Source organism: Pseudoalteromonas holothuriae (assembly GCF_945859825.1).
In the GTDB taxonomy this organism is placed as follows: domain Bacteria; phylum Pseudomonadota; class Gammaproteobacteria; order Enterobacterales; family Alteromonadaceae; genus Pseudoalteromonas; species Pseudoalteromonas holothuriae.
In genome coordinates this window covers 251,947-263,828 of the sequence record NZ_CAMAPC010000007.1, presented here as the reverse complement: position 1 = coordinate 263,828, position 11,882 = coordinate 251,947, and the positions used below count along the sequence as shown (strand labels likewise).

Annotated in this window: 12 protein-coding genes; 5 read left to right on the top strand and 7 right to left on the bottom strand. The window is 40.2% G+C overall.

Annotated features, from left to right (window positions below; all coding sequences use genetic code 11):
• Positions 1 to 177: 177 nt before the first annotated feature.
• The gene (locus tag OCI93_RS11575) at positions 178 to 561 is read right to left on the bottom strand and encodes a hypothetical protein (protein WP_261595417.1); all 384 of its coding nucleotides are present in this window, start codon (positions 559 to 561) and stop codon (positions 178 to 180) included.
• 151 nt (positions 562 to 712) lie between these two features.
• On the opposite strand from OCI93_RS11575, the gene OCI93_RS11570 reads away from it, so the two are divergent.
• Positions 713 to 1,060, top strand: coding sequence for a TonB-dependent receptor domain-containing protein (locus OCI93_RS11570; RefSeq protein ID WP_261595416.1), 348 nt, complete (start codon positions 713 to 715; stop codon positions 1,058 to 1,060).
• 131 nt (positions 1,061 to 1,191) lie between these two features.
• On the top strand, positions 1,192 to 1,569 hold the full coding sequence (locus OCI93_RS11565; RefSeq protein WP_261595415.1) for a TonB-dependent receptor: 378 nt from the start codon (positions 1,192 to 1,194) through the stop codon (positions 1,567 to 1,569).
• Between the two features lie 160 nt (positions 1,570 to 1,729).
• Here OCI93_RS11565 and OCI93_RS11560 read toward each other — a convergent pair whose 3' ends face one another.
• A complete protein-coding gene (locus OCI93_RS11560) occupies positions 1,730 to 2,443 on the bottom strand; it encodes a metal-dependent hydrolase (RefSeq protein ID WP_261595414.1) in 714 nt (237 codons plus the stop codon).
• A 188-nt stretch (positions 2,444 to 2,631) separates the two neighbouring features.
• On the opposite strand from OCI93_RS11560, the gene OCI93_RS11555 reads away from it, so the two are divergent.
• Entirely contained in the window at positions 2,632 to 2,931 is a 300-nt protein-coding gene (locus tag OCI93_RS11555) for a hypothetical protein (RefSeq protein WP_261626461.1), read from the top strand.
• A gap of 252 nt (positions 2,932 to 3,183) precedes the next feature.
• Here the strand turns inward: OCI93_RS11555 and OCI93_RS11550 are convergent, their stop codons facing one another.
• Positions 3,184 to 3,927: a YciK family oxidoreductase gene (locus OCI93_RS11550; RefSeq protein WP_261626460.1), complete on the bottom strand. Its 744-nt coding sequence runs from the start codon at positions 3,925 to 3,927 to the stop codon at positions 3,184 to 3,186.
• Positions 3,928 to 4,112: 185 nt separating this feature from the next.
• On the opposite strand from OCI93_RS11550, the gene OCI93_RS11545 reads away from it, so the two are divergent.
• Together OCI93_RS11545 and sohB are read left to right on the top strand one after the other, a co-directional pair.
• Positions 4,113 to 6,557: a VolA/Pla-1 family phospholipase gene (locus OCI93_RS11545; RefSeq protein ID WP_261595411.1), complete on the top strand. Its 2,445-nt coding sequence runs from the start codon at positions 4,113 to 4,115 to the stop codon at positions 6,555 to 6,557.
• A 241-nt stretch (positions 6,558 to 6,798) separates the two neighbouring features.
• Positions 6,799 to 7,803 (top strand): protease SohB, encoded by a 1,005-nt coding sequence (sohB, locus tag OCI93_RS11540; RefSeq protein ID WP_261626459.1) that lies wholly within the window; start codon positions 6,799 to 6,801, stop codon positions 7,801 to 7,803.
• A gap of 54 nt (positions 7,804 to 7,857) precedes the next feature.
• Here sohB and OCI93_RS11535 read toward each other — a convergent pair whose 3' ends face one another.
• The 4 genes from OCI93_RS11535 to OCI93_RS11520 all read right to left on the bottom strand — a co-directional run bounded on the left by OCI93_RS11535 (position 7,858) and on the right by OCI93_RS11520 (position 11,868).
• Positions 7,858 to 8,232: a PH domain-containing protein gene (locus OCI93_RS11535; RefSeq protein ID WP_261595409.1), complete on the bottom strand. Its 375-nt coding sequence runs from the start codon at positions 8,230 to 8,232 to the stop codon at positions 7,858 to 7,860.
• A 3-nt stretch (positions 8,233 to 8,235) separates the two neighbouring features.
• A complete protein-coding gene (locus OCI93_RS11530; RefSeq protein WP_261626458.1) occupies positions 8,236 to 9,138 on the bottom strand; it encodes an ABC transporter ATP-binding protein in 903 nt (300 codons plus the stop codon).
• Positions 9,135 to 9,944 carry an ABC transporter permease subunit gene (locus OCI93_RS11525; RefSeq protein ID WP_261626457.1) on the bottom strand — a complete coding sequence of 270 codons (810 nt, stop codon included), beginning with the start codon at positions 9,942 to 9,944 and terminating at the stop codon, positions 9,135 to 9,137. The genes OCI93_RS11530 and OCI93_RS11525 overlap by 4 nt, the downstream gene beginning before the upstream one ends.
• Before the next feature lie 100 nt (positions 9,945 to 10,044).
• Entirely contained in the window at positions 10,045 to 11,868 is a 1,824-nt protein-coding gene (locus tag OCI93_RS11520) for a M2 family metallopeptidase (protein WP_261626456.1), read from the bottom strand.
• Positions 11,869 to 11,882 lie beyond the last annotated feature (14 nt).

Sequence of the window (11,882 nt, the reverse complement as noted above, 5' to 3'; positions counted from 1 at the left end):
TATTCCCTCAGCGGTTGTTAAAATAGCTCATTGCACCTTGCGTAAAAAGAGCGTATTCGCTTCGCTCATGTCGCTAACCTTTTACACTTACTTCACCTTGCGCAAAGGAAACGTACTCACTGCGTTCGCTATCACGACAATTTGCGTAAGGTGAAGTGTGTCGTTAACCTTTTACACTTAACGGTGTTTACATTTTGTCAGTAAGCTGGCCATGGCATCTTTTTTAAGCTTTTTAGATTGCTCGTATTCTTCTCTAGTACACTTTGCTTTGCCGTAAATATCTTTTCTAAGTAACACATCTGCCATATGCATTTTGGGCTGATAGACTTTTCTATAAGTGTTGAGAATGGCTTTGCCATCTTTACCTAATTTGGCTATGACTATGCTGATATCTTGCTCAGATATATCTTCTCCTTTCATTAAAGCAGTTCGAATAGGCTCAATAGCTTCGTTAAATTCACAGCGTCTATCACGGCCGATGTTAAGTGAAAAGCCAAGCCATGTTCCAATAATTATTCCAACAAATCCGCCAATGACTAATGCAATAAGCACTTTTGACATTACTAATCCTTAAAGTAGGCGAAGAACTAAACGATATTTTGATCATATAGTTTAATTGGCAAATTAAGATATTGCTTTTTTATTTTAAAAATCTGAATAAATTGAACATGCTATCGCCGTTTTTTAATAAATTTGTATCTATGATGGTCAAGTGTACGATAATAGTGGCTTTTTAGTATTTAAAGAAACCGGTGATAAAGCATTTGTACCTGAGATCAGCCATCGTACATTAGCTGCATTTGTACAAGCACGCTTTAGCATTACCGAACAGCTTGGCTTAGAAGGGGGATTAAGAGCAGAGAAAATTGATGATTTCACTACTTTAGGTCAAGCTATTGCAATCTCTGGTAGCCGTGATGACTACGACTCAACGTTATACAGTGTTGGCCTGACGTACGATATAACTAACAATCATACGGTATATATTGCCTTTAATGAAGGCTATGAATTACCAGATATTGGACTGCAGATCCGTTATGCACCAGTCAATTTGATTTAAGCCAATCATCATTAAAACCAATTGAATCACAAGACAAATAGATTAGTTGGCGTGGTGAGCTTGGTGCAGTTGACTTTAGTGCAGCTTACTTTGTTTCAACATCGGACTTAGGGCGTGTTAAAAGTGAAGGCATGGGGCTGTCTGTTAGTCGTAATGAAGTTGAAATTGATGGCTTTGAAGTAACATCATCATGGGATATTAATAAGACTTTGAGCGCAGAACTTAGTTACAGCAAAGTCAATGGTGACGAAAAAGCGCAAAGTGCTGAGCAATTTCAAGCAATGAATGGCTTTAGTATTGCGCCAAGTAAACTTACCGCTCAGTTGAATTACGATATTACAAGCAATTGCCATACTAACTTAACGCTAATGCGAAGCGGTGGCAAAGATTACCGTATACAAGGAAAAAATGCCTTTAATAGAAGAGATGTACAAAGCTATACGCTAGTGGATTGCAATTCACAACTTGAGCTGGAAAAATGTACAGTGACAGTGGGTGTTGAAAACTAATTTAATAATCAGTATTTCCCAGCTTATAGCCAACTACAGCGAAATGGCAATAACACGAGTTCAATCCCTGATCGTGGTCGCACGTTTTCGGTTAAGTACCGAATTGTTTGGTAATACCACTGATAATACAGGCTGTCATTTGACAGCCTGATATCCACATTTATAACCAGCGTTGAAGTACATCAGACTCAGGTAGCAAAGGTAACTTAGTGAGTTGTAGTTGCCACCCAGTAACAGTGTTTTCGAGAGCGTGATAATGATCTTTAAGTGCGTAAATACATACTACAATCACGGCAAGCTGAAGCAGACTTGCGATAGGTGAATTAATTGCTATGGGCTTTAACGCACTACCAAAAGACGCTTTAATTTTATTATTATTCATATCTACACTATAACATTCATCTAAGATCAAATGAGTCAGCATACCCACACTGACTGATACTGACAAAAGCAGCGCAGTATTCATTGCCTTACCGGCCAGTAACGCTAAATTGACACTCAATAAAGCGACCATGACCACGCATAACAAAGAATGACTTGCTCCTCGATGAATAGTAAAGCTTTCAAATAAGGGCTTTAGTATATACATGAAAGCCAAATAAACAGCCAACGCACAAACCCATATAGCACTGAGAGAGCTGAACTTTATGATGATGGGCAGACAAATTCCTATACATAGGGCAAAAAGAGAAAACAAACTGTTGAGTGAGCGAGACTTATCAGCATCCAAATCGGGTAGCAATCCTGCAAGGCTACCAATAACAAAGAGTAACAGAGCTTCAGTCGGTGCTGTTAGTGAAGCCGCCAGCATTACGGAACAAACAGCAGCACTGGTGACAACCGATGCTTTAAAATGAGTTTCAAAATTTGCCACAATTATCCTTACCAATCGACAAGCTAGCGTCGAGTTGTTCTAAAGGGCATGATTCTAATGCTATTCTTTTATAAGAACAAATGCTTATGTGTTGTTGGTTTTATATAAAGAGGCTTTTAGGGTTTGACGATCTTTTTAGGGATGATTATAGCAGTTCTGTTTTAGGTAAATTGATTTGAGAAGGGTTCATGAAAAAATATGTATACGCTGCGGCATTGTTGACCACTGCACCATTTACTTTTGCCGAAACTGTTGTTTTCAGCTCTGCTAACTGCCACGTTAAGTCAGATCATGCTGAGGTGGTGTATGCAAGTGGTATTGTGGAAAATAGAACGGGTAATTATGACCAACTTTATTGCAATATTTCTGTTAAAAAGGGAAAAGACATTATAGAAGTTGGTGTGAATATGTACCTACTTAGAAAGAAGAGTATTCATGGAGCGAGGTGCATAATTACCTTTTATCAAGAGGAAGAAACTCAATCATAACGTTGGAGAGGTCAGAGCATGCTCATGATGGGATTAACTATCTAACTATGGTTGATTTCATGCTATCGGATTATAATAATGCAGGCAGGGGACTTTTGAGCTGCTCTTTGCCAGAAGTAGAAGAGAGTGGATTATCAAGAATCACTAGCTACGTGGTCACCTATTCAGACTAATAGTTATCGATGCTAAGTAGTTCACAGCAAAGCACAAGGGAGAGTGCAAAATTCACTTTCCCTTGTAGATGTTTAACGCTTATTTAGGTTGTGCATCAATCGACTGACCATTTACTTTTTGTGAATCATCACTCATCAAATATAAATAGGCTGACATAAGCTGTTCAGGCGTTTTTAAGCTGTCTTTGTCTTCGCCAGGAAATGCCGACGCGCGCATACTGGTTCGGGTAGCACCTGGGTTAATACAGTTAATGCGTATATTTGTCTTACCTACTTCTTGAGCCCAAGTTTGCATCATACCTTCGGTGGCAAACTTAGAAATTGCATAAGGTCCCCAAAATTCACGACCTTTACGGCCAACGCCTGATGAAGTAAATACCACAGAAGCGTGAGGGGCTTTACGTAATAGCGGAAACAGGTACTTAGTGATCATTGCTTGGGCGGTAACATTAACTTTCATAATATTTTCAAATGTCGAAACACAAAAATGCTCTAAAGGCCCTAATGAGCCTAAAATCGAGGCATTGTTGAGTAAACCGTCTAATTTTCCGAATTGCTGTTCAATCGTAGCAGCTAAATCACGATAGTTTTGCTTTGTTGCCCCACGCATATCAAGTGGCACAATAGCGGGTTGAGGGTAACCTGCGTTGACGATTTCATCGTATACACATTCTAGTTTTTGAGTTGTTTTTCCTAGTAAAATAACGGTAGCGCCGTATTCTGCGTAGGTGAGTGCTGCCACTCTACCGATACCGTCACCAGCACCGGTTATTAAAATTGTTTTGTTTTGTAGGGCGTTTGCCGGGGCTTTATAATAGTGCATTTTTAACCTCAACTGGTAATTTTCGGGCATTTTAACACAAGTTATCGAATTTATTGTAAATATAGGTGGCGAAAGGCTACACTTTACGTTAACTTTAACTGGTCTAATGTCTTATTAAAAACACAATTACATAGTTTTAACGAATTAGAACACAATAATAATAAGATTATGTCGGAGCCTATAAAATGAAAAAAATGCTACTCTCACTCGCGGTTTCTTCAGTCCTCGTTGGCTGTGGTGGCGGTGAAACATTAGAAGATGTCAAAAAAGACTCTACCCCTGTATTACCTTTGGCAAGTGTTAAGTTTGACCCATCCAATAGTGTAATTTCAGTACCAAATGATTTACTACTTAATGGTACAAAAGATGGTACGCTTAATTTCCCTGGTGAACTTGATGAAAATGGCAATGCTGCATTAGCAAGAGCTAATTATGCCTCACCTTCGCTATCACTAGGTGCGTTGGATGGTTGGTCTACGCAAATGCCTTACGTTATCAATTTGGATGTGCCATCTGGATATGCAATTAGTGAGCAATCAGCGAGTGACCCAACTGCCGTTCGTATTTTTGAAGTGGTCATGGGGGCAGATCAAAGTGATGAACAATGCAAGCAAGTACCTGCTGGTATTGCATGCCGTGTTGTGGGTGAATTAACCAATGGATTAACTGGTGACTTTGTTTCGGCATTGAATGGTTCAAAAAATGGTATTGCCATTCAGCCACTTAAGCCATTTAAAGCGGGTAAAACCTATATTACGGTTTTAACTGACTCGTTAAAAATGAGCGATGGTCGTGCTGTCCAATCTTCTTCAACTTATACTTTGCTACGCCAAGAAGCGCCGTTGGTAACAGACACGCAACTTGCGCTGCAAGCCGTTATTAAAAGCTACGAAAATGCAGTCACGTCTGAAGGCGCTCTAAGCAAAGAAAATATTATTTACACAGCCGCAGCAACAATGCAATCTGTAGGTCAAGTTGTTGGCACAATTAAAAAGTTAATGGCAGGTAGTTTGGCTACAGGTTCAAACCCTAAGTTGGTTTTACCTGAGCAACCTATGATGACGGTATCTGACGCATTAGCTGCTGTTATTCCTGATCCAGCAACACGCGCACCATTTCAAGCTGTGCAATATATGCGTGGTAGTATTCAACTACCTATGTACTCATCCAAGCCAGCAACGAAAGAAATCAGCAGCGCTGCAGATACGTATTGGCGCGCTCAGTGTGATAGCGCGGTGATGGTTCAAGGTTACAAAGCGGCTATTGGTGGCACACTACCTGCGCCTCAAGCGGATACTAATGATGCAGCATGTGCGGCTATGTCTGGTGGCGTGCTACGTGATTTTGGTTTAGATAGCACACGTTTCTTAACAAAATATAATACTATTCCTCAAGTGCAATGGTTGGCAAATGTACCCGTGCAAGTTACCAAACCTATCCCGCAGCTGTTAGGTATTGAAATGCCGGCAACAGGTTGGCCAGTGGTGATTTTGCAACATGGTATTACTACCACAAAAGAAGCGATGCTTGGTCTAACTTTAGCACTTAGCTCGCAAGGTTTCGCAACGGTTGCTATTGACCATCCAATGCATGGCGAGCGAGGTTTAGACATTGATGGTGATGGCATAGATGACTTTAACGCCACAGATGGTAAAGGGTCTGTACTGTCATATATGAACTTAACATCGTTATTGGCGGCGCGTGATAATTTACGTCAGTCATCGGTAGACTTGTTGGGGCTTCGTTTAGGTTTAAATTTTGTTAACCCGGCAATGGGCTTAAATCCTACACAAGTTAGTTTTGTTGGTCACTCACTAGGCTCTGTTGTTGCACCTAGCTTTATTGCTCATGCAAACTTACCGCTTGACCCGCAAGTAGACCCACTGTTTAAAGTACAAAGTGCTGCACTGGCAAGCGGTGGTAGCGGCATTGCGAGCTTTTTAGCTGAGTCTGAAGAATTTGGCCCATTTGTTCAAGGCTCAGTTCTTCTTGCAGCTAACAACTTAGCGACAAAGGCATTTGTGACGTTTATTGCCACTGATGCTGCTTCTCAATGTTCTGTCCCCGATGGTATTGAGGTTAATCCACAAAATCCTGTGTATTTATCGGCTGTTGCGCCTTGTGCCTTTACGCATTATGTCGCGCACTTGAGCAGTACCGGTGATACTCAATCACTGGCTGAGATTAAAGGCATTATTCAGCAGTTTGTCTTTGCAGCACAAACCGCGCTTGATAGTGGCGACCCACTTAACTATGCATCTTTAGTGCAGGCCGTACAAACACCAATTTATATGAGTGTTGTGACAGGTGGTGTTGATGGTAATAAAGCAGATACTGTTATTGCGCCAACAACAACTAACCCACTTTCGGGTAGCACACCATTGGCTCGTATGATGGGACTTCAAACTGTCTCAGAAACTCAAACTTCACAAACACCGATGAGTTATGTTGTTAACTTCAGCCAAGGTAATCATGGTTCAGTTGTAACAACTTCATTTAGAGAAAACGCTGGTGGTACAGCTCAAGGACATGCAATGGCAGCGGTTGAAATGCAAACTCAGATTGTGTCTTTCTTAAAGTCACAAGGGTTATATTTACAAATTACTAACCCTGCGGTTATTGCTAATTAATTTTAATTGCTTCACTATTGAAAGCCGCTTTAAAGCGGCTTTTTTTATGATTTACAGCAATCCCAATTTTATTAAAAGTGTGTTCATTTGAGGCTACGAAATGGCTCATTAACTTGTGTTAAAAATCACTTGTGTTGAATAACTACATAGCGAAATTTTCACCTTGTTTCTAAAGCATTTTCTGTGACAATATCTGAGCATTTACTTAATAATAATTGGCATAATATCTCAGGAGTCAAGGTTGGCATTTTTATTTGAATATGGTTTGTTTTTAGCTAAAGCAATTACTATTGTATTGGCGGTCGGTGCAATCATTGCGCTGATTGTGGGTGCGAGTCACAAACCAAAAGGTGAGTCTGGAGAAATCGAACTCAAAGATTTATCGGAACAAATGGCAGACGCGAAAGTGCGTTTTATTGAGCAAGCGCTAGATAAAAAAGCGCTAAAAGCACACCGTAAAGCGCAAAAGAAGCAAGAGAATATAGAGCCTGAGGGGCGTGTATTTGTTGTGGATTTTTCTGGTAGTATGGATGCACATGAAGTAAAAAATTTACGTGAAGAGATCAGTGCAGTTTTAAACATTGCTGATCAGAGTAAAGATCAAGTACTGGTTAATCTTGAAAGCGGCGGAGGGGTGGTACACGGCTATGGTCTTGCGGCTTCGCAACTTAATCGGGTTAAACAATATGGTTTACCATTGACAGTTTGCATTGATAAAATTGCAGCCAGTGGCGGTTATATGATGGCTTGTGTTGCTGATAAAATAATTGCAGCACCGTTTGCAATCGTCGGGTCAATTGGTGTAATTGCACAAGTCCCTAATTTTCATAAAATCTTAAAAAAGAATGATGTTGATTTTGAGCAAGTTACAGCAGGTGAGTACAAACGTACGTTGACCATGTTTGGCGAAAATACAGACAAAGGGCGTGAAAAATTTAAAGCAGAAATTGAGCATACCCATGGTTTATTTAAGTCATTTGTCGCTGAGCATAGACAGCAGCTTGATATCTCACAGGTGGCAACGGGTGAGCATTGGTTTGCTACACACGCGAAAACATTTAATTTGGTTGATGAAATAAATACCAGTGATGATGTTTTAATGTCTTTAGACAAAACACATCAACTCTATAAAGTCAGCTATCGTAGTAAAAAAACGCTATCTGAAAAAGTTGGTTTAGGTGTCAGTGCTGCAGTCGAAAAAGTGAGTATGTCACTTTGGTCAAAGTTGAATAATGCACGCTTTTAGTTTTAAGCGATAGAATAATAAAATGCACTTGGTTATTTTCCAAGTGCATTGTTATTACAGCGCATATGTGCTGATAATTCGGTATACCTCGTTAATATTGTCACCTGCTTTGAACTCTTTGGTAATAGGGGTAGGGTCTGAGCCAACCCAAATTTTTAGCTCGGAATCTAAGTCAAAATGGCCAGCACTTTCCTTGCTATACTTAGTGATTTTATTATAAGGAATACTTAGTATTTCAACTTTTGAACCGGTTACACCTTGTTTATCAATGAGGAGCAATCGTTTGTTGGAAAAAACAAACATATCACGAATTACTTGGTATGCTTTTTCAATGCGCTCGCCCTCGATTAATGTATCATTAAGTAGTTCATCGAGTTTCTCATTATCTACTTCACTGGCGTTTCCTAAAATGCCGCTCAATAGTCCCATTATTTAATCCTTCTGGAATAGTTGATTCTCAAGAGTATGGCCGTTGACCACCTGACGATACTGCCAGTTATGTTTATAGCAGTACTTAAGCAAGTGTATATCAAATTGTTCAAAGCATGATTGGTATTCGATAATAAATTCTTTGTTTTGACTTTGAGATATGTGTAGCACACCACTGAGTTGTTTTAATAACTCTTTTGCATCTTTATATTGTTCATGCAATTGCAATGTAATGTATTTGCTACTACCAATTTGTTCATTGCGGTTGTGGGCACTTAAAACACCTTTGTCTAAGTACAATACATGGCTACATAAACGTTCCAGCTCAGCTAAATCATGGGAGCTTAGAATAAAGCTGACCTCATCGCTTAACGACGAAATCAGCGAGCGAATTTCTCGTGCATTTAACGGGTCTAACCCTGCGGTAGCCTCATCAAGTAAGACGATTTGTGGTTTGCCTAGTAATGCTTGAGCAATGCAAACACGTTTCCTCATTCCATGAGATAACTCATTTATTTGTGAGTTATGGTTATCGCTTAGGCCAACTAGCTCGAGCACACGCGTTGTGTCTTTTAGGGCTTCAATTTTGTTTAATCCTTGTAAGACCCCGTAAAAACATAGCTGTTTTTGAATTGAAAATCTTGGGTCTAACATCGCATCTTGTGGTAGCGCGGTTAATTTACCAAATAAGCTAGGATGGCCAAGTGGTTTATCTAAAATTTTTACCGAACCCGAGTTTGGCCTTAAATAACCACACAAGACACTAAATAGGGTCGTCTTTCCAGCACCGTTGGGTCCGACTAATGCAGTTGTACTGCCAGACTCAATAGTAAAGCTAACATTACTAAGTGCCTGTTTACTACCAAATGATTTTGATAGTCGATTTACTTCAACTATAGTACTCATAACGCACGACTCCTAAATACAGCGATGCCCGTTATGAGTAAAGCGCCAGTTTGTAAGAAAGGAATAAGCCAAAGAGTTAAAGAAACCGAGTCTTGAGATGCAATGTCAAGTAACTGAACGCCTGGGAAAACATAAAACAATAATTCAAGAAATGGTAAGTAGCCAGTTATAAAAGAAAGTAGTGCATTACCTAATGTGAATAATAATATTGCAAGCACAATGGATAGACGAGACGAATGGCAAATTAGATTTAGCAATGCCATCAGGGCTATAAATGGCATGACGACAATACTTAACTGTAAAATAAGCACGAGAGTAAGTGATAAGCCAGAAAATGTTAAATCAGGGTTGCGGTAGCTCATAACACTGAGGGTTGCAAGTGCTGTTAATGTTATCAAGCTGATCAAAATAATAAGTTGGCCTAAAAATCGGCCACATAATATTTCATCTCTGGTACAACGCAGGCTTAAAAATCGTAGTGTACCACGTTGTCTGTCACCGACAGTTTGATCTGAACAGACAAACAATGCAAAAAGTGGGAAGCTATATAAAGCGATAAGCCAATATATAGCAAGTTCGGCTTGGGGCCAGCTAACTAGCTTTTTTAACCCGATGTTACCTGCAAGTTCATGTGCAACTTCAGAAAATTGTGGGCTACTTAAAAATGGGACTGCATGGCCAATGGGGTAGTGCAAAATCATTAACCAGACCATAGCAAAAGCTGCTATAGCAAGTAAGCCACGTTTTGTGGCGAAAAGGCGAGTCAGCTCAAAAAGGGCTAATTGCCATACTCTGTGTGTATTCATAAGGTCTCCTTTGAATACACAATAACGTGTATAAAGCAGGATATAAACTGTAAATATGTTTCAGAGTATGGCTGTTTGTTACATTTAGAGTATTAGCACATTACCAACCACATTGACGACCTTTGTTTTGCTCGTCTAAATACGCTTGTAGTGGAGCAAAGTAATCCAAGATAGCAGTTGCATCCATTTGCTGTTTACCTGTTACTTTTTCAAGGGCTTCTTGCCAAGGGCGGCTACTTCCCATCTCTAGCATCGCATTAAGCTCTTCACCCGCTTTTTTAGAATTATAGATTGAACAACGGTGAATCGCTTCTTTATTACCTGCTGTTTCGCACAATGAACGGTGGAAGTCAAATTGTAGAATATGCGCTAAGAAGTAACGCGTATAAGGGACGTTGCCTGGCACATGGTATTTTGCGCCCGCATCAAAGTCAGCTTCTGTACGTTTGATTGGTGCTTGGACACCTTGATACTTTTCTCTTAAATCCCACCATGCTTGGTTATATTGCTCAGGAGAAATTTCACCAGAGAAGACTTTCCAGCGCCATTGGTCAACGAGCAGGCCAAATGGAATAAACGCAACTTTATCCAAAGCCATTCGCATTAATAAGCCAATGTCTTTTGACTCATCAGGCACTTGCTCAAGTAAACCAATTTTTTTTAAATAGCCGGGAGTTACTGATAGTGCAACAGTGTCACCAATCGCTTCATGAAAACCGTCGTTGGCACTGTCTTGATAGAAAATAGGCTGAGTTTTGTAAGCACGTTGATAAAAGTTATGACCTAACTCATGGTGAATTGTAGAAAATTCTTCGCCTGTACGCTGAATGCACATTTTGATGCGAATATCATCTTGGTTATCTAAGTTCCAAGCTGATGCATGACATTGTACGTCACGATCTTGTGGTTTCAGGAATAATGAGCGTTGATAGAACGTTTCAGGTAGTGGCGCGAAACCCATTGAGGTGAAGAACTTTTCAGCTCCTTTAACCATATCCATTTCGGAGTAGTTATTTTTTTCAAGTAACTCAGTAACATCATAACCAGGGTCTGCATTTTCAGGAGCAACAACATCATAAATATTGCCCCATTGTTGTGCCCACATATTACCTAGCAGGTGCGCTGGAATAGCTTTATCTTGTGGCACTTTATCTTCACCGTATTTTTCACCAAGTTTTGCTCGTACATGACAATGAAGTGAATTGTAAAGTGGCTTAACTTGACCCCAGAGTCGGTCTAGCTCTTTGGCAAAGTCATCTGCTGGCATATCATATTTACTACGCCACATAGCACCAGTGTCTTTATAACCCAGCTCTTTAGCACCTTCATTTGCTAGAACGACTTGTTCTTTAAATAAAGGGCGCATTGGCTTTGAAGTCTGGCGCCAACCTTGCCAAGTATCAAGAAGCTCATCGTAGTCACGGCTAGTCGCCATTTTGCTCGTTAATTCACCTAAGCTTTGGCAGTTTTTACCATCTTTACAGTATTTTCCTTTGGCATATAGGCCATCAAGTTCAGCAAGTAAGGCAGCGAGCTGCGCAGATTTTTCAGCATCTTGTGGCGCAGCCATAGTCAAAGATAGCTTAAGTTTATCCATTTTTCTGCGCGTATCTTCGCTAAGCTCTAACTCATCAAAGCGAGCAGCTTCACTGGCTAAGCGTACTACGGTATCCGTTGCTTCTTGACCTACACTAGCCGCTAGTGCTGCGGTATCTTCGGTAACAAAATTAGCATAAATCCACTGTGCTCTATTGCCGCGAATACTTAAATTTTCTAACGTTTTTTGCGCATCAGTTAGAAACTGTTCAGCATCTTGCTTTGTAGGAGTTTGACTTGTTGAAGTAGAAGTGGCATTACAACCAGATAAGGATAGAGCCGAGGCAACGATGCACGCACCTAAGCTTAGTTTAAATATCGGTTTCATTTTATTATCGCTTG

Coding starts and splice junctions, on each gene's coding strand:
- OCI93_RS11575 (WP_261595417.1), bottom strand. CDS start 561: ATGTCAAAAGTGCTTATTGCATTAGTCATTGGCGGATTTGTTGGAATA.
- OCI93_RS11565 (WP_261595415.1), top strand. CDS start 1,192: ATGGGGCTGTCTGTTAGTCGTAATGAAGTTGAAATTGATGGCTTTGAA.
- OCI93_RS11545 (WP_261595411.1), top strand. CDS start 4,113: ATGAAAAAAATGCTACTCTCACTCGCGGTTTCTTCAGTCCTCGTTGGC.
- OCI93_RS11555 (WP_261626461.1), top strand. CDS start 2,632: ATGAAAAAATATGTATACGCTGCGGCATTGTTGACCACTGCACCATTT.
- OCI93_RS11535 (WP_261595409.1), bottom strand. CDS start 8,232: ATGGGACTATTGAGCGGCATTTTAGGAAACGCCAGTGAAGTAGATAAT.
- OCI93_RS11520 (WP_261626456.1), bottom strand. CDS start 11,868: ATGAAACCGATATTTAAACTAAGCTTAGGTGCGTGCATCGTTGCCTCG.
- OCI93_RS11530 (WP_261626458.1), bottom strand. CDS start 9,138: ATGAGTACTATAGTTGAAGTAAATCGACTATCAAAATCATTTGGTAGT.
- OCI93_RS11550 (WP_261626460.1), bottom strand. CDS start 3,927: ATGCACTATTATAAAGCCCCGGCAAACGCCCTACAAAACAAAACAATT.
- OCI93_RS11525 (WP_261626457.1), bottom strand. CDS start 9,944: ATGAATACACACAGAGTATGGCAATTAGCCCTTTTTGAGCTGACTCGC.